The sequence below is a fragment of the Volucribacter psittacicida genome (assembly GCF_004339025.1).
Taxonomy (GTDB): domain Bacteria; phylum Pseudomonadota; class Gammaproteobacteria; order Enterobacterales; family Pasteurellaceae; genus Volucribacter; species Volucribacter psittacicida.
On sequence record NZ_SMFT01000002.1, the window covers coordinates 259,104 to 276,546 of the forward strand.

The window sequence follows — 17,443 nt, forward strand, 5'->3', positions numbered from 1 at the left end:
TTTGTCAAATAGCAACAGAGTGTAACATATCGCCAAGGCTATTAAAATGGCGATATGATGACTGTCTATTATTTTACTTCACGAAACATAATTTCACTTGGAATAACCGACCCTTGCCAATAAAGCTCAGTGGCGACTTGCTCAGCCAGTTGCATAAATGCTTGACTGATTTCATGTTGTGGATCAGCAAGTACCGTTGGTACGCCTTGATCCAGATCTTGACGTAAGCGAATATGCAACGGCAATTTCCCCAAGATTTTGGCTTGATATTTTTGCTCAAGTTTTTCAGCCCCTCCTGTACCAAAAATATTTTCCTGCTGTCCGCAATGGCTACAAATATGCACCGACATATTTTCCACCACGCCCAACACTGGAACAGACACTTTTTGGAACATCGCAATTCCTTTAATCGCATCAAGCAAAGCAATATCTTGCGGTGTGGTAACCACGATTGCCCCTGTTACAGGAATTTGTTGAGAAAGTGTGAGCTGAATATCGCCAGTACCTGGTGGCATATCAATGACTAAATAATCTAAATCAGGCCATAATGTTTCATTCAATAATTGGCTTAAAGCACTACTTGCCATTGGCCCACGCCAAATAGTGGCATTATCAGGCTCCATTAAATAACCGATAGAATTAGAGAAAATGCCTTGGGCTTCAATAGGAATAATATGTTGATTATCTGGCGAGGTTGGACGTTGATCTGTAGCCCCTAGCATATGAGGAATAGAAGGTCCATAAATATCCGCATCAAGAATCCCCACTCTTGCGCCTTGCGCTTGCAAAGCAAGGGCTAAATTGACAGTAACACTCGATTTTCCTACACCCCCTTTGCCTGAACTTACCGCAATAATATTTTTAACCCCTTTTACCGCAGGATGATTATTGGCGCGCTTTAACGTAGCAATTTGATAATTAGCTTGCCATTTAACTTGTGAACAACCGCTTACTTGTTGCAATTTAGGGCTAAGCTGTTGCTGTAACTGGGCAAAACCGCTATTCCAAGCAAAGGGTAAACGTAGCTCAATGCGTAAGGTGTCGCCACCTTTCTCAATTTTCTTTACGGCATCAATACTCAGCAAATCTTTTTGCAAACTCGGGTGAGAAAATTGCTTAAATAAATCTAAAATCCCCGCTTGTTGTTGTGTTGTAAGATTATCGGTAAATACTGGCATATACTGTCCTATTTTTATATATAGCTAAGTTTATCATGATATAAAATCAGCCCAATATAATAACCATAAATCCCTCTCTGTTAAATACCAAACAGCGGTTAAACTGGAAAAAATGGCTTGATTAAGGTAACATTAAACCAATTTTTTTGCGTATCATTTAGGAAATCAAGAGAATGTCAACTCATCGTCATATTTTAGTTACTTGTGCATTACCTTATGCTAATGGCCCAATACATTTAGGGCATATGCTTGAGCATATTCAAGCGGATATTTGGGTACGTTTTCAACGTATGCGAGGTCATCAAGTTCATTTTGTTTGTGCTGATGATGCCCATGGCACCCCCATTATGCTTAAAGCCGATCAAATGGGAATAAGCCCAGAACAACTTATCGACCAAGTCCAGCAACAACATATTGCAGACTTTAATGGCTTTAATATTAGCTTTGATAATTACCATTCCACCCATAGCGAAGAAAACCGCCAATTATCGGAACAGATTTATCATTGTCTAAATCAAAACGGTTTTATTAAATCCCGTACAATCTCACAATTATTTGATCCCGAAAAACAAATGTTTCTGCCTGATCGCTTTGTAAAAGGCACTTGCCCAAAATGTAAAGCACAGGATCAATATGGTGATAATTGTGAAGTTTGCTCAGCCACTTACAATCCAACAGAATTAATCAATCCTCGTTCCGCTATTTCAGGAGCAACGCCTGTAATCAAAGAGTCTGTACATTTCTTTTTTGACTTACCTGCTTTTGAATCCATGTTAAAAGAATGGAATCGTTCTGGCGCATTACAAACAGAAGTGGCAAACAAAATGCAAGAATGGTTTGAAGCAGGGCTACAACAATGGGATATTTCTCGTGATGCGCCTTATTTTGGCTTTGAAATTCCAGGACAAACAGGCAAATATTTTTATGTTTGGCTTGATGCCCCTATTGGCTATATGGCGTCTTTTAAAAACCTTTGTATGAAAAAGGGCGGTATTGATTTTGATCGTTTCTGGCAAAAAGAAAGCGATACAGAGCTTTATCATTTCATTGGTAAGGATATTATGTACTTCCATAGCTTATTCTGGCCTGCAATGCTTGAAGGGGCGGGATTGCGTAAACCTACTAATATTTTTGTACATGGCTATGTTACCGTTAATGGCGAAAAAATGTCTAAATCAAGAGGCACCTTTATCCAAGCCTCAACTTATTTGAAGCATTTAGATCCTGAATGTTTACGCTATTATTATGCGGCAAAATTAAGCCATCGTATTGACGATCTTGACCTCAATTTAGAAGATTTTGTACAACGTGTTAATACTGATCTCGTCAATAAATTAGTCAACCTTGCCTCACGCAACGCTGGCTTTATTCATAAACGCTTTAATGGCAAATTAGCCTCTGCCTTAGAAAACCAAACCTTATTTGATGAGTTCATTGCTCAATCAGAACAGATTGCTCAATATTATGAACATCGAGAGTTTGGCAAAGCAATTCGAGAAATTATGGCATTAACGGATAAAGCCAACAAATATATTGATGAAAAAGCCCCTTGGGTAATGGCGAAAGATCCTGAAAAAGAGCAAGAATTGCATCAAGTATGCTCCATGGGGATTCAATTATTCCGCATTTTAATGGGCTATTTAAAACCTGTATTACCACAGCTTACCGCACGTTCTGAAGCCTTTTTAAATACCGAGTTGATGTGGGATAACTTAGCACAACCTTTATTGGATCATAACATTGAACCATTTAAAGCCTTATTCTCAAGGGTAGAAATGAAACAAATTGAAGCCATGATTGAAGCGTCAAAACAAGAAAACGCAGCACATACCTCAACCCCTGAGCAAAGTGCGGTACAAAATTCGCAAGAATTTGAACCCATAAGCCCACAAATTAGCATTGAAGACTTTGCAAAATTAGATTTACGCATTGGTAAAGTGGTTCAGTGTGAAGCCGTTCCTGAATCCAAAAAACTCCTGAAATTCCAAATAGATTTAGGTAATGAAACACGACAAATCTTTTCAGGCATTAAGTCAGCCTACGATCAACCTGAACAATTAATTGGACGCTTTGTGGTTGTCGTAGCAAATTTAGCCCCACGCAAAATGAAATTTGGCGTTTCAGAAGGCATGATCCTAACAGGTGCAACGGCAGATGATAAAGTATTAGCTTTACTTTCAGCGGATCAACACGCATTAGCGGGGATGAAAGTGAGTTAAAAATTAAAGTAAGGCACAATCAAGGAATATCTTGATTGTGCCAAAATATAATTGTTGCTCCTCTTTAAAATAATACAGCCTTGGCACGCCTCGCTGTACTCGTTGTAATTTATTCGATGTGCCGATCTGTCTTATAGTCAAACCCATTAAAAATCGCCACACAACCACATAAAATAAAAGAATAAACGATCAATGCAATTTAACCGCCACTCTTGCATTTTTACTTTATTCAAGCCCAAGTATGTTCAATTGGATTAAGGTCAGGACTGTAAGGTTGAAGCCTGAGAATGCTGTGTCCCACTGCTTCTCCCCCTTTCTGTTTCCATGTTTATAGATTGAATTATTTTGACAATATGAACTATTTTTTATTCATTTTAAAAAAGTAGGTTAGCCTTGTAGTATAAGGACTTAACCCACTTTTTCCTCGCATTTTTGTCCATTACGCCAATTTGTAAAAAGAACGATATGTTATTATCGTTCTTTTTTAAATATCATACCTTATTTAGCATTTCCTATTGCAACAACGAAATATCCGCCACTTGTAAGAAAAGATTTTGCAGGTGTTGCAAAATGGCGAGGCGGTTATGGCGTAGCTGTTGATCTTCGCTGTTAACCATTACGTTTTCAAAGAAATTATCCACAGGCTGACGCAACGCCGCTAATTTATCGAGTACGGCAATATAGTCGCCTTGCGCGATTAATGGCTCAATCGTTTGCGTTAAAGCTAACACCGCTTCCGCTAAGGCTTTTTCCGCAGGTTCAACGCAAAGTGCTAAATTGATATCGCCAATTTTTCCTTCTGCTTTGGCTAAAATATTGCTTACACGTTTATTGGCAGCCGCGAGAGCTTGGGCGTTTTCTAATTGACGGAAATGCGAAACAGCACGCACTCTGGCGTCAAAATCCGCTGGCTTGGTTGGGCGGCGGGCTAATACCGCTTGAATCACATCAATACTAAAGCCTTCATCTTGATACCAAGCACGGAAACGTCCTAATACAAAGTCCACCACATCTTGTACCACATTTGAATTGGTTAATTTATCACCATAAAGTGCGGTGGTTTTTTCTGCTAAATTTTCAATATCAAGGGGAAGATTTTTCTCAACAATGATACGCAATACCCCTAGTGCTGCACGGCGTAAGGCAAAAGGATCTTTATCGCCTTTTGGATGTTGTCCGATACCAAAAATGCCCACTAAGGTATCAAATTTATCCGCTAACGCCACGGAGCAAGCCACTAAAGAATGTGGCAAATCATCGCCCGCAAAACGTGGCATATATTGTTCATTTAACGCTACTGCCACTTCTTCATCTTCGCCATCGTGGCGAGCATAGTGCATTCCCATAACCCCTTGGGTATCAGTAAATTCAAATACCATATTGGTCATTAAATCACATTTGGATAACAGCCCAGCACGTTTTGCTTTTTGCTCATCTGCACCAATTTGGCGAGCAATAATACCGCTTAATTGTTCAATGCGAGCGGTTTTATCTCTTAATGTACCTAATTGTTGCTGGAATAATACACTTTCCAAGCGAGGCAAGCGATCTTCTAACCGTTGTTTTAAATCGGTTTTGAAGAAAAATTCAGCATCCGTCAAACGTGGGCGAACCACTTTTTCATTGCCTTCAATAATCGCCGTTGGATCAGCTGGGTTAATATTAGAAACAAAAATAAAGTGCGGTAATAATTTGCCCTGTTTATCATAAATTGGGAAATATTTTTGATCGCCTTTCATGGTATAAACTAAGGCTTCTGCTGGCACTGCTAAGAAGCGTTCTTCAAAGGTGGCAGTGAGCACATTTGGGTATTCAATCAAGGCGGTTACTTCATCAAGTAAACTCTGTTCAATGTCCGCTTGTCCGCCTAACTCAGCGGCTTTTTGCTGAGCTTGTTCTAAAATTAGGGCTTGTCGTTGATTAAAATCGGAGATAACTGAGCCTTTTTCTTGCAATAAGGCTGGATATTGATCGGCATTATCAATCTGTAATGTTGGCTGCCCTAAAAAGCGATGTCCCCGTAAAGTGCGGTCGCTTTTTATCCCTAAAATTTCCCCTTGAATTAATTCATCACCAAATAATAGGGTTACCGTATGCACTGGGCGAACAAAATATTCATTTTTATCGCCCCAACGCATAGTTTTTGGAATCGGTAACTTAGCCAACGCATTGGCAACAATATCTAACAAGAGATCTTTGGTGGCTTGCCCTGCTACGGTGGCTCGATGTACTAACCATTCGCCTTTGTCGGTGCTAATACGCTGTGCTTGCTCTACACGAATACCACAACCTTTTGCCCAACCTTCTGCCGCTTTTGTCGGCTTTCCTTCACTATCAAATGCCGCCGAAATAGCTGGACCACGCTTTTCAATTTCTTTGCTCGGCTGCTGTTCAGCAAGCCCTAATACTTTGATTGCCAAACGGCGTGGAGTAGCAAACCATTCTACTTTGTCAAAGGTTAAATCCGCTTGGATTAAGCTCTGTTCAACATTCTCGGCAAAGGCGAGAGCCAATTTTTTGAGTGCCTTTGGTGGCAATTCTTCTGTGCCAATTTCGGCAAGGAAATTTCTTGTAGTCATTGTGTTTTCTCTAATTTAATGAATATCATTTTTTGAATTAAAACGTTGTTTAGCGCGTTTAACAGCAGAATGTAAACGTTCTAATAACAGTTCTTTTGGCGGTAATACCGTTAAATATTCTGCAATATGAATGCCTGAATTATTAAGATCCAATAATTCTATTTGTTCTTGTTTTTTGCCAGTACAAAGAATTATGCCTATTGGATTATTCTCATCTTCTTCTTTTTCATATTTAGCTAGCCAAGCTAAATAAAGCTCCATTTGGCTTTTATGAGCGGCTTTAAAGGCTTCTGTTTTTAATTCTATGGCAACTAGGCATTTTAATTTTCGGTTATAAAATAGCAAATCTAAATAAAAATCATCCTGATCAATTTGAATACGTTTTTGCCTTGCCACAAAACTAAAACCCGCCCCTAATTCTAATAAAAATTGCTCAATTTCTCGCAAAATAGCATCTTCAAGATCTTTTTCTAAATAGCGATCATTAAGATCGAGAAAGTCTAAAATATAGGGATCTTTTAACATTAATGCTTGGTTATATTGCCCTTTTTCACGCAAATTGGTCAATTCAGCAATAATGGTTTCTTCAGGTTTTTTGGAAATGGCGGTGCGTTCAAAAAGTAAAGAACCAATGCGTTCGTCTAAAGTTCTTGTACTCCATTGTTCTTGAGCAGCCATAGTGGCATAAAAATCACGTTTTATTGGGTCATCAATGTAAATTAAGGCTTTAAAATGTGTCCAACTCAATTTTCCACGCAGTGCGTGGACAATTGGTAGATCACTAAATGTTTCCGCAAATTTTACGCAATAATTAAGATGTGAACGTCCCCAACCTTTGCCAAATTGTGCGGTCAAATGTTGGGACAATGTTTTTATCACTTCTTTACCATATTCTGCTCGTTCACCTTGCAAAATATGCAGGCTAATTCGTTGTCCAATATGCCAATAAAGTAAGGTAAGTTCCGCATTGACGCTAACAGTAACACGTTGTTTACTGTCCTGAATTAATTGACTAATTTCACTAACTAATTGTTGATCATTAATTGCAATTTGTTTTTCTATTTTCATCTCAGACAAAACTCCTGCAAAACTCACCGCACTTTGGCTTATGCCTTATTGGGCAAAAATATCATCTAACTTTGTCGCATCTAACACGACAGTATCCTTATCTAACAACAGTGCTGGAATACCAATATAACCATTTTGTTTAGCTTCATCAAAAGCAGAAAGACGATCACGCAACCTTAAAAAGGCTTTCAAATTACCACCATTCTGCGTAATATCCACAGCTTCATAATCAATCTTGAAGCGTTTTAGTTCTGCGATAAATGGTTCAGTATCAGGACACCAGTGAGCAAAATATAAAATCGGTCGCATAATTTATTTATTACACCCCGGAAACCCTAACGCCTCTCGGCTTGCATAATATGCTTCTGCCACCCCTTTGGTTAGGGTACGGATACGCAAAATATAGCGTTGACGTTCGGTAACAGAAATGGCTTTGCGGGCATCAAGTAGGTTAAAACTATGAGCCGCTTTTAAAATACGTTCATAGGCTGGCAAAGGTAACGGTTTTTCTAAGGAGAGAAGTGATTGGGCTTCTTTTTCATAATGATCAAAGCATTGGAAAAGAAAATCCACATCAGCATATTCAAAATTATAGGTGGATTGTTCCACTTCATTTTGATGAAACACATCGCCATAGGTGGTTTTACCCAGTGGACCATCAGACCAAACCAGATCATAGACGCTATCTACCCCTTGAATATACATCGCTAACCGTTCTAAACCGTAAGTGATTTCGCCGGTAACAGGTTTACATTCTAAGCCACCCACTTGTTGGAAATAAGTAAATTGGGTAACTTCCATACCATTTAACCAAACTTCCCAACCTAAGCCCCACGCCCCTAAAGTTGGGTTTTCCCAGTTATCTTCCACAAAACGAATATCATTTTGAGTAGGATCAAAGCCTAACATTTTTAAGCTGTCTAAATATAATTCTTGAATATTATCAGGCGAGGGTTTAATCACCACTTGGAATTGATAATAATGTTGTAAACGGTTTGGGTTTTCGCCATAACGTCCATCGGTAGGACGGCGTGAAGGTTGAACATAGGCAAATGCCATCGGTTCTGGCCCAATGGCACGCAAGCAAGTCATTGGGTGAGAAGTCCCTGCTCCCACTTCCATATCAAAGGGTTGTACTACTGTACAACCTTGATTTGCCCAGTAATCTTGTAAGGCAAGGATCATACCTTGAAAGGTTTTTACATTGAATTTTGCGCTCATAATAATCTGTTCTATTTTTTAAAGTAAATGCGGATTAGTATAGCCTAAAATGACGAATGATAATAGACGAAAAAACGATTAATCCGTAAAACAAAAAAGTGCGGTAAAAAATAATTTATTTTCCCACCGCACTTTTAAAATCATTTATTCAATTATTGTTGATAAACCAATTTCGGTAATTGATTATCAGTAATAACTTCTTCATCAATAATGACTTTTTGTAAATCATTCAAAGAAGGCAAATCATACATGGTGTCTAACAATACAGATTCAACAATTGAACGTAATCCCCTTGCCCCTGTTTTGCGTGCTAAGGCTTTTTTCGCCATAGCTGTAAGAGCTTCAGGGGTAAATTCTAACTCAACATTTTCCAGTTTAAACAAGGCTTGATATTGCTTTGTCAGGGCGTTTTTCGGCTGAGTAAGAATTTGTACTAAGGCATTTTCATCCAGTTCGCTTAATGGTGCAACCACAGGCAAACGTCCAATAAACTCAGGGATTAAGCCAAACTTCATTAAGTCTTCAGGCTCAACTTGTTTAAATAATTCACTAAGACTTTGTTGATCCTGTTCGCCTTTAATTTCTGCACCAAAACCTATGCCACTACCCACGTGAACACGTTTTTCTACAATCTTATCCAGTCCAGCAAAGGCTCCACCACAAATAAATAAGATTTTTGAAGTATCCACTTTCAAAAATTCTTGTTGCGGGTGTTTACGCCCGCCTTGTGGTGGAATTGAGGCAATCGTGCCTTCAATTAATTTTAATAAGGCTTGTTGTACCCCTTCGCCAGAAACATCACGGGTAATTGATGGGTTATCGGATTTGCGTGAAATTTTATCAATTTCATCAATATAGATAATGCCTTGCTCCGCTTTTTCGGGATCATAATCGCATTTTTGCAATAATTTCTGGATAATATTTTCCACATCTTCGCCAACATAACCTGCTTCGGTTAGCGTTGTGGCATCAGCCATTGCAAAAGGTACGTTTAACATTCTCGCTAAACTTTCTGCTAAAAGGGTTTTTCCGCTTCCTGTTGGTCCAATGAGCAAAATATTACTTTTACCCAACTCTACATCATCTGTTTTATATTCACTACGCAAGCGTTTGTAATGATTATACACCGCCACAGAAAGCACTTTCTTGGCATAATCTTGCCCAATAACATAATCATCTAAATGAGCTCGAATTTCATGAGGGGTTGGTAATCTTTCTTCTTCAACCGCCTGACCTTCCACTTGCTCGTCAGTTTGTGTTTCGCTATTTTCTAGCATATGGTGGCATAATTCGATACATTCATTACAAATATAACCTGATGTACCTGCAATTAATTTATCCACTTCTTTTTGTTCTTTACCACAAAATGAACAATATAATTCTTCATCTTTTGTCATATTTTTCCCAACTCTTATCGTTTTGTAATAACTTCGTCAACAAGCCCATATAATTTGGCTTGTTCTGCCGACATAAAATTATCACGATCCGTATCACGTTCAATTTTTTCTAATGGCTGCCCAGTATGAAATGCCAAACGCTCATTGAGTTTTTCTTTAATTTTTAAGATTTCTTGGGCGTGAATTTGAATATCTGAGGCTTGTCCTCTAAAACCGCCTAAGGGTTGATGGATCATCACACGAGCATTAGGTAAAGCCCCTCTTTTACCTGCTGTACCACCAGCTAATAAAAATGCCCCCATGGAACAAGCCTGCCCAATGCAAAGGGTGCGAATATCTGGTTTAACAAATTGCATGGTGTCATAGATCGCCATACCTGCGGTTACCGAGCCACCCGGGGAATTAATATAAATATTAATGTCTTTATCAGGGTTTTCGGATTCTAAAAATAATAATTGAGCGACAATTAAATTCGCCATACGATCTTCAACTTCACCACTTAAAAAAATCACACGTTCTTTGAGTAAACGAGAATAAATGTCGTAAGCACGCTCACCACGAGCAGTTTGTTCTACGACCATAGGAATAACGCTCATAACTACCTCATTATCAATGTTAATCATTCGCCTATTCTACCTGAATTTTTATGAAAAGGCTTGATTTAATATAGTCGTATCATTTTAAAGTAGGACGACTATCGTTTTCATTTGAAATACATTATAAAAAAGTGCGGTCATTTTCTTACCCAAAAATGACCGCACTTACACAATCAAAAATAAATCAAATTAGGCTCTCGGATTCATCACGTCATCAAAAGATGCGGTTTTTTCCGTTACTTGCGCTTTGCTTAATACTGCATCAATGGCTTGTTCTTCTAACACCACATTACGAATATTATTCATTAATTCTTTATTTGAATTGTAATATTCTACAACTTCTTGTGGTTGCTCATAAGCTGAAGCAATATCCTGAATCATTTTAGCCACACGATCTTCGTCCACTTTTAATTCATTGCTACTGATCACCTTAGATAACAATAAACCTACTTGAACACGACGTTTCGCTTGTTCTTCAAATAATTCTTTTGGTAATTCAGCTACTTGCTTGCTATTACCGCCAAAACGTTGTGCCGCTTGAGCACGCAATGCTTCAATTTCTTGTTCAACAGCAGCCACAGGCACATCAATTTGATTTTCCGCTAATAAACCATCAATCACTTGATTTTTAACACGAGAAGTCAAAGTATTGTTTAATTCACGTTGCATATTTTTGCTGATTTCATTGCGTAAGTCAGCGACAGTTTTGGTATTTGGCCCAAATTTAGCCACAAACTCATCAGTTACTTCTGGCAATTCCATCACTTCTACTTTTTTCAAGGTAATGGCAAATGTCGCTGCTTTACCTTTTAAGTTCTCTGCGTGATATTCTTCTGGGAAAGTGACATTAATATCAAATTGTTCGCCCGCTTTATGTCCAACAATGCCTTCTTCAAAGCCCGGGATCATACGACCTTGTCCCATTAATAATACAAAGTCTGAGGCTTTACCGCCGTCAAAGGCTTCGCCATCTACTGTGCCAGCAAAATCAATGGTTACACGATCTTCTGCTTTAGCCGCTTCTTCTGTTTCTTTCCAAGTGGCTTGTTGTTTACGCAATACTTCAATCATATTGTCAATATCAGTCTCTTTGATCTCAACAATATCTTTTTCTACTTTAATATTTTCTAAGCCTTTTAATGCAATTTCTGGATAGACTTCAACGGTTGCTGAGAATTTAAAGTCTTTCCCTGCTTCAATTTGCTCTGGGTTAAAGGTTGGACGGCCCACGAAATTGATGTTTTCTTTGATAATGACATCAAAGAAATGTTTTTGCATCAAATCGCCTAAGACATCTTGACGAACAGATAAACCAAAACGTTTCTCAATAATGCTTGGTGGAACTTTACCTTTACGGAAGCCATCAACGCGAGCATTTTTAGCGACTTTTTTTAATTCCTCGCGTACCGCCTGTTCTACTGTTTCAGCGGGTACAGTAATCTCGATACGACGCTCAAGTCCTTGTGTTGTTTCTACTGAAAATTGCATTTATGCACCTCAAAATAATCAATCATTGCACTCGGCGAACCGCACCGAACACGAAAATAAAATATTAGACCGCAAATTATAGCCATACTCAAGCGAACAGTCTAGAAACAGACGAAAAAATGCCAAATAAAAAACGACATTCGACTATTTTTTAAACATAAAATAAACGACTGTCGTTGAGATGACGAATAAAATCAGCTTGAAATCATTAAAGATTTTTAGGAATACGGATTTTTTGTCCCGGGAAAATCTTATCCGCATCTTTAATCACTTCTTTATTGGCTTCCACAATGGCGGTATATTTTGCCCCATTACCATAGTAAGTTTGAGCAATTTTCCATAGAGTATCGCCTTTTTGTATTACATAAAACTGCTCATCACTGGCTAAGGCTTCACCATTTTTAATGGTTACGCCATCTGCGTTGACTTCCGTAATACCAGCGATATTTCCTGCCATAAGAATGGCTTTTTCTAAGGCACTGGCAGATTCTGCATTGCCTTCAATTTTTGCCACGCCATTATCAACGGTTACCGATACATCTTCAATCCCCGGGTTATCTTCGTTAATATGTTGTGTTACGGCTTGTGAAGCCTCTTCTTGTTTAGAAAATAATTTGCGACCAATATCGCCAACAAAATCAAATAATCCCATTTTTCTTTCCTTAAACTCAACTAACTAAATAATTGGCTGAGTACAATAATCAATTTTTTGCAAAAAGTCCAGCTCACTAAGATGGCTCAAACCAAATCAAACTTGCCATTCTTCCTGTTTGTTGTTTACGCCGATAAGAAAAAAAATGCTCGGCTTGGCGATAAGTGCAATATTCGCCACCTGTGATCTGGCTTACACCCAAGGCATTTAGGCGTTGTTTCGCTAATAAATATAAATCTGCCAAAAATTTATTTTGATTTCCCACCGCACTTTTATCTTGTTTAAAAGCCAGTGCCGCTTGTGGATCTCGCTGTACAAACTGTTGCCTAACCTCTTCCCCCACTTGAAAGGCGTTTTGGCTAATGGCTGGACCAAGCCAAGCAAGAATTTGTGTCGGATTGGACTGAAATTTCGCTAAGGTGTTTTCTAAAATGCCCTCACATAACCCTCGCCAGCCAGCATGTACTGCCGCCACTTCATTGCCTTGTTGATTAACCAATAAGACAGGCAAACAATCGGCGGTCATCACTAGACAAACTTGATTAGGCTGACAAGTATAAACGGCGTCAGCAATGGGCGTATCTGTTGATGAAAGATCCTCGGGTAGCCTGATGACCTTGGTGCTATGTACTTGTTGTAAAAACGCAGGCATATGGGGTAATTGCCCTTGTTGCACTAACAAAGTGCGGTTCGTTTCCACAGAATTTTTTTCATCGCCAACATGAGTCGCAAGATTAAAACTCTCAAAAGGCGGTAAACTCACGCCCCCCATTCTAGTCGTGGTAAAAGCCCGTACATTTGTTGAACATTGCCAAGCTGGAATAATTTTTTTCATCATGTTTTTTATTAGTAATCCAATTCGTCTTTGTGCAATAAATAATCTTGCTTTAAGGCATTGACTAATTGCACAAAATCCTCAGGCAAAGGGGCATACCATTCCATTTCCTCGCCAGTCATCGGATGATTTAATCTTAACATTACCGCATGCAAGGCTTGGCGTTTAAAATCCCTTAATATTTGTGCAAATTGTTCGCTGGCATTTTTCGGTGGGCGAGGACGTCCGCCATAGGTTTGATCCCCTAATAAAGGATGAGCAATATGTGCCATATGCACCCGAATTTGGTGTGTCCGTCCTGTTTCTAAACGTAAACGCAGGCGAGTGTAATCACGAAAACGCTCCATAATACGATAATGGGTTACCGCTGGCTTCCCCATAGGATGCACTGCCATTAGGGTACGTTTAGTAGGGTGGCGTGCCATAGGTTCATCAACCTTGCCCCCTTTGGTCATAATACCACTCGCCACCGCCTCATATTCTCGGGTAATTCTGCGTTTTTGCAAATCACGCACTAACTTTGTTTGGGCTGGAATGGTTTTTGCCACCACCATTAATCCTGTGGTGTCCTTATCTAAACGATGTACAATCCCCGCTCTTGGCACCTCAATAATGCTTGGATAATGATAAAGTAACGCATTCAATACCGTACCAGAGCGATTACCCGCTCCCGGATGAACCACAAAATCCTGTGGTTTATTCAGCACTAAAATATGTTCATCTTCATAAATAATATTAAGGGGTAAATTTTCTGGCTCATAATGATTTTCATCTTCCACTTCTACCTGAATAACCACCTGCTCGCCACCGTACACTTTTTCGCGAGGAATATTGGCAATACGTCCATCAAGCTGGACTAAGTCCGCCTCAATCCAAGTTTTTAGACGAGAACGGGAATAATCAGGGAACAATTCTGCCAATGTTTGGTCTAAGCGTTGTCCCATATACTGTGGCTCAATTTGTGCCGACAAGGTAATCTTTGCCATATAAATAACCTGTGAATTCAATTTGCTTATTTGATAATGATCGATACAATATTATAATTTAATCGCTGAACAAACAACAGGTTAAAAAATTTGTTAAATATAGGAAACTACTTATGCGTAAATTAAAATCCCTTATTCTGGTTGTCGCCGTTGCTTTGACTATTAGCGCTTGTTCTAATTCAAATCAAGAGGTTGAACAAGCCTCAGCACAAGAATTATATAGCAAGGCACAAACCTATTTACAACAAGGTAATTATTCACAAGCGATTCGCTATTTGGAAGCCACTGAAAATCGTTTTCCTTTTGGTAATTATAGTGAACAAACCCAGTTAAATTTAATTTACGCTTACTATAAATCCCAAGACTATACCATGACCCTTACGGTGGCAGAACGTTTCTTACGTCAACACCCTCGTAGCCCTCATTTAGATTATGTCATTTATATGGCAGGTTTAACCAACAGTGCCTTAGGGGAAAATTGGATTCAAAATGTCTTCCACGTTGACCGCGCTTCTCGTGAACCGCAATCCGTATTAAATGCCTTTGGTAACTTCCAAGCCTTAGTGATGAATTTTCCAAATAGCCCTTATGTTCCTGATGCCCTAGCTCGTATGGCTTATTTAAAAGAACGCTTAGCACGCCACGAGCTTTATATTGCTCAATTTTATATGAAACGCCACGCCTATGTGGCAGTAGCAAATCGTGTAGCGGAAATGTTGCGTCAATATTCAGATACTCATGCCACATTGCAAGCCTTACCTTTAATGCGTGATGCTTATGAAAAAATGGGATTAACCGATATGGCAAATGATGTACAACGTATTATTGACGCTAACCAAGGTAAACAAATTAAAGAGGCAGAAAAACCTGCCGAACCAGAAATTGTTGTTCCTCAAGCAATGTAAATTGTTATTCACTTAATCCATCATCAAACCCACTTTTTAAACAGAATAAAAAGTGGGTTATTTTTATCCTTCCTTTGCCGAGCATACATTAAAGTGCGGTCTGTTTTTAGAATTTTTTATCGTTGTTTCACTTTTACCCTCAAACAAAATGATAATAAATATCATTTGTATAAACTTGAGTAAAATGATAAAGTTTATTGGCGTTTTGTTGTAAACGTATATTTGGCGGCGGTAAAAATTACCGCTTTTTTATGGATAACCTAAAGGAAATGAATATGGCTGCAAAATTTAGGCTTACATCTATTAGTTGCATCGTATTAGGGGCATTAGCCAGCTCAGCGGTGTTAGCTAATAATCAAAACTCAGAAACCGTAACCCTTGATGAAATTGTGATTTCAGCACATCAAGGAACCAAAGTGGAAACGGATATTGTTACTTTACCTGAAATGGATGAGGGGACAGCAACAGATATGCGTAGTGTATTGGCAAAAGAGCCTTCCATTGATTTTGGTGGTGGAAATGGGACATCTCAATTCTTAACAATTCGCGGAATGGGGCAAAACTCTGTAGATATTAAAGTGGATAATGCCTATTCTGATAGCCAAATTCTTTACCATCAAGGACGTTTTATTATTGACCCTTCTTTATTAAAAAGTATTTCAGTACAAAAAGGGGCGGGTGCGGCAAGTGCTGGGATTGGGGCAACCAATGGGGCAATTATTGCTAAAACTGTTGATGCCTTAGATTTGCTAGCTAATAGCTCGCGTGATTATGGTTTTAAATTAAATACAGGTTATGCCAGTAATGATGGCTATTCTTATGGGGCAACCCTATTTGGTAAGGCTGGAAACTTTGATGCCTTAATCTCTTTTAATCGTGTCAATGACCATGATTACAAGCCTGGCAAGGGTTTTGAGAACTTTGAGGGGGGGGGGTACGGTACCCTATAGTGCGTTAGATAAACGCAGTTATTTAATCAAATTAGGGGCAACTTTTGCTAATCATCGTTTTGTTTTAAGCCATTTAAGCGACCAACATCGAGGAGTGCGTTTAGTTCGTGAAGAATTTGCCATCGGTGGTCCAAGATTAACCCTCGCTCGTCAATCTCCAGCCTATCGTGAAACAACCTTAACCAATACCAATCTTGAGTGGACAGCCAAAGAATTAGGCTTTATCAGTGAGCTTACCGCCAATGCGTATTTTATGCAAAATAAACGCTATTCTGCGGATGATAGCGGTTGTGGTTATTGCGGTAATGTGGAAGGTCCAACCACAACGAAAATTGATACCCGAGGCTTTAATATTAATTTAGATTCTCCATTAGGACAAAATACCTTAATTAAATATGGGGTAAATTATCGTGACCAAAAAATCACGCCACACGCCTTCCTATTACCAAATTATTCATTGACAGAACCAAAGAAAACGGATGTGGGTAATTATGTTGAAGTTATTCATTCTATTAGTGATTTTGTTTTAACAGGTGGTTTGCGTTACGATTACTTTAACCTTAAAGCTATGGATGGGAAATCTGTGTCTGATGGACGCTTTAATCCGAGTTTTGGTTTAATTTGGATGCCGCTAGAAAATTTAAGTTTTAATGTGAACCATAACTATGCTTCTCGTAGCCCACGTTTATATGATGCTTTAATGACCCATGGCAAAAGAGGGGTGATTTCTATTGCTGATGGTACAGTCGCTGAACGAGCTCGTAATACAGAATTAGGCTTTAACTATAAATATGCGGGCTTTACCTTGGCAGGAAGCTATTTCTGGCAAAAAATCAATGACGCCTTAGCCAATCCGCAAGACCGCCATGAAGTAGATGGTATCAAAGTCAGAGAAACGGTAAATGCGGGTTATATTAAAAATCATGGTTATGAGCTTAGTGCTTCTTATGAGTATGAGGGCTTTAGTGCACGTATTGGGGTATCACAAAGTAAACCAAGAATTTACGATACTCATCCCGATAACTTGCTTAGTGCAAATCCTGAGTTTGCCGTACAAGTGGGAAGAACCTGGACTGCGGGCTTAGCTTATCGCTTTACTCAACCAAATCTTGAACTAGGTTGGCGTAATCGTACGGTAGAAGATGCGAAAGGTTCTGTATTAGTACGGGATACGACGGAGGTAGAGCGTAACGGTTATACGGTGCATGATTTTTATCTTAACTGGAAACCCTTTAATAATGACAGTATGAATGTGAATGTATCATTAAACAACGCCTTTAATAAGTTCTATTACCCACATACTCAACGAGGTGACACTTTACCGGGCATTGGTAGAAATTTAACAGTAGGTGTAAATTATACATTTTAA

At 38.9% G+C, this 17,443-nt stretch carries 15 protein-coding genes; 4 read left to right on the forward strand and 11 right to left on the reverse strand.

Features of this window, described 5'->3' with window-relative positions; genetic code table 11:
* Positions 1-68: 68 nt before the first annotated feature.
* The gene (gene apbC / locus EV694_RS04585) at positions 69-1,178 is read right to left on the reverse strand and encodes an iron-sulfur cluster carrier protein ApbC (RefSeq protein ID WP_132689916.1); all 1,110 of its coding nucleotides are present in this window, start codon (positions 1,176-1,178) and stop codon (positions 69-71) included.
* A 173-nt stretch (positions 1,179-1,351) separates the two neighbouring features.
* Here apbC and metG point away from each other — a divergent pair, with 173 nt between their 5' ends.
* The gene (gene metG, locus EV694_RS04590) at positions 1,352-3,397 is read left to right on the forward strand and encodes a methionine--tRNA ligase (RefSeq protein WP_132689919.1); all 2,046 of its coding nucleotides are present in this window, start codon (positions 1,352-1,354) and stop codon (positions 3,395-3,397) included.
* Positions 3,398-3,909: 512 nt separating this feature from the next.
* Here metG and glyS read toward each other — a convergent pair.
* The 10 genes from glyS to rluD all read right to left on the reverse strand — a co-directional run bounded on the left by glyS (position 3,910) and on the right by rluD (position 14,219).
* Complete coding sequence (gene glyS, locus EV694_RS04595; protein WP_132689922.1) at positions 3,910-5,976, reverse strand: glycine--tRNA ligase subunit beta; 2,067 nt, start codon at positions 5,974-5,976, stop codon at positions 3,910-3,912.
* A gap of 15 nt (positions 5,977-5,991) precedes the next feature.
* Positions 5,992-7,044: a PDDEXK nuclease domain-containing protein gene (locus EV694_RS04600; protein ID WP_132689925.1), complete on the reverse strand. Its 1,053-nt coding sequence runs from the start codon at positions 7,042-7,044 to the stop codon at positions 5,992-5,994.
* Between the two features lie 45 nt (positions 7,045-7,089).
* On the reverse strand, positions 7,090-7,353 hold the full coding sequence (locus EV694_RS04605) for a hypothetical protein (protein WP_132689928.1): 264 nt from the start codon (positions 7,351-7,353) through the stop codon (positions 7,090-7,092).
* Positions 7,354-7,356: 3 nt separating this feature from the next.
* Entirely contained in the window at positions 7,357-8,265 is a 909-nt protein-coding gene (gene glyQ, locus EV694_RS04610; protein ID WP_132689931.1) for a glycine--tRNA ligase subunit alpha, read from the reverse strand.
* A gap of 152 nt (positions 8,266-8,417) precedes the next feature.
* Positions 8,418-9,662, reverse strand: a complete 1,245-nt coding sequence (clpX, locus tag EV694_RS04615) for an ATP-dependent protease ATP-binding subunit ClpX (RefSeq protein ID WP_132689934.1) — start codon at positions 9,660-9,662, stop codon at positions 8,418-8,420.
* Between the two features lie 14 nt (positions 9,663-9,676).
* Positions 9,677-10,258: an ATP-dependent Clp endopeptidase proteolytic subunit ClpP gene (clpP, locus tag EV694_RS04620; protein WP_132689937.1), complete on the reverse strand. Its 582-nt coding sequence runs from the start codon at positions 10,256-10,258 to the stop codon at positions 9,677-9,679.
* Positions 10,259-10,447: 189 nt separating this feature from the next.
* Positions 10,448-11,746, reverse strand: coding sequence for a trigger factor (gene tig / locus EV694_RS04625; RefSeq protein WP_132689940.1), 1,299 nt, complete (start codon positions 11,744-11,746; stop codon positions 10,448-10,450).
* Between the two features lie 208 nt (positions 11,747-11,954).
* Complete coding sequence (lysM, locus tag EV694_RS04630; RefSeq protein ID WP_132689943.1) at positions 11,955-12,398, reverse strand: peptidoglycan-binding protein LysM; 444 nt, start codon at positions 12,396-12,398, stop codon at positions 11,955-11,957.
* 76 nt (positions 12,399-12,474) lie between these two features.
* Positions 12,475-13,233 carry a peptidoglycan editing factor PgeF gene (pgeF, locus tag EV694_RS04635; protein ID WP_132690836.1) on the reverse strand — a complete coding sequence of 253 codons (759 nt, stop codon included), beginning with the start codon at positions 13,231-13,233 and terminating at the stop codon, positions 12,475-12,477.
* Positions 13,234-13,244: 11 nt separating this feature from the next.
* The gene (gene rluD, locus EV694_RS04640; protein ID WP_132689945.1) at positions 13,245-14,219 is read right to left on the reverse strand and encodes a 23S rRNA pseudouridine(1911/1915/1917) synthase RluD; all 975 of its coding nucleotides are present in this window, start codon (positions 14,217-14,219) and stop codon (positions 13,245-13,247) included.
* Positions 14,220-14,332: 113 nt separating this feature from the next.
* Between rluD and bamD the strand changes: the two genes are divergently transcribed.
* The 3 genes from bamD to EV694_RS04650 all read left to right on the forward strand — a co-directional run bounded on the left by bamD (position 14,333) and on the right by EV694_RS04650 (position 17,443).
* Complete coding sequence (gene bamD, locus EV694_RS04645) at positions 14,333-15,124, forward strand: outer membrane protein assembly factor BamD (RefSeq protein WP_132689948.1); 792 nt, start codon at positions 14,333-14,335, stop codon at positions 15,122-15,124.
* A gap of 275 nt (positions 15,125-15,399) precedes the next feature.
* Positions 15,400-16,074 carry a TonB-dependent receptor plug domain-containing protein gene (locus EV694_RS11070; protein WP_341538820.1) on the forward strand — a complete coding sequence of 225 codons (675 nt, stop codon included), beginning with the start codon at positions 15,400-15,402 and terminating at the stop codon, positions 16,072-16,074.
* Positions 16,046-17,443 (forward strand): TonB-dependent receptor domain-containing protein, encoded by a 1,398-nt coding sequence (locus EV694_RS04650; RefSeq protein WP_341538821.1) that lies wholly within the window; start codon positions 16,046-16,048, stop codon positions 17,441-17,443. The genes EV694_RS11070 and EV694_RS04650 overlap by 29 nt, the downstream gene beginning before the upstream one ends.

What these genes read in the sequence shown, in the direction of transcription:
- apbC (WP_132689916.1), bottom strand. Translation starts at nt 1,178, where the DNA reads ATGCCAGTATTTACCGATAATCTTACAACACAACAACAAGCGGGGATT.
- metG (WP_132689919.1), top strand. Translation starts at nt 1,352, where the DNA reads ATGTCAACTCATCGTCATATTTTAGTTACTTGTGCATTACCTTATGCT.
- glyS (WP_132689922.1), bottom strand. Translation starts at nt 5,976, where the DNA reads ATGACTACAAGAAATTTCCTTGCCGAAATTGGCACAGAAGAATTGCCA.
- EV694_RS04600 (WP_132689925.1), bottom strand. Translation starts at nt 7,044, where the DNA reads ATGAAAATAGAAAAACAAATTGCAATTAATGATCAACAATTAGTTAGT.
- EV694_RS04605 (WP_132689928.1), bottom strand. Translation starts at nt 7,353, where the DNA reads ATGCGACCGATTTTATATTTTGCTCACTGGTGTCCTGATACTGAACCA.
- glyQ (WP_132689931.1), bottom strand. Translation starts at nt 8,265, where the DNA reads ATGAGCGCAAAATTCAATGTAAAAACCTTTCAAGGTATGATCCTTGCC.
- clpX (WP_132689934.1), bottom strand. Translation starts at nt 9,662, where the DNA reads ATGACAAAAGATGAAGAATTATATTGTTCATTTTGTGGTAAAGAACAA.
- clpP (WP_132689937.1), bottom strand. Translation starts at nt 10,258, where the DNA reads ATGAGCGTTATTCCTATGGTCGTAGAACAAACTGCTCGTGGTGAGCGT.
- tig (WP_132689940.1), bottom strand. Translation starts at nt 11,746, where the DNA reads ATGCAATTTTCAGTAGAAACAACACAAGGACTTGAGCGTCGTATCGAG.
- lysM (WP_132689943.1), bottom strand. Translation starts at nt 12,398, where the DNA reads ATGGGATTATTTGATTTTGTTGGCGATATTGGTCGCAAATTATTTTCT.
- pgeF (WP_132690836.1), bottom strand. Translation starts at nt 13,233, where the DNA reads ATGAAAAAAATTATTCCAGCTTGGCAATGTTCAACAAATGTACGGGCT.
- rluD (WP_132689945.1), bottom strand. Translation starts at nt 14,219, where the DNA reads ATGGCAAAGATTACCTTGTCGGCACAAATTGAGCCACAGTATATGGGA.
- bamD (WP_132689948.1), top strand. Translation starts at nt 14,333, where the DNA reads ATGCGTAAATTAAAATCCCTTATTCTGGTTGTCGCCGTTGCTTTGACT.
- EV694_RS11070 (WP_341538820.1), top strand. Translation starts at nt 15,400, where the DNA reads ATGGCTGCAAAATTTAGGCTTACATCTATTAGTTGCATCGTATTAGGG.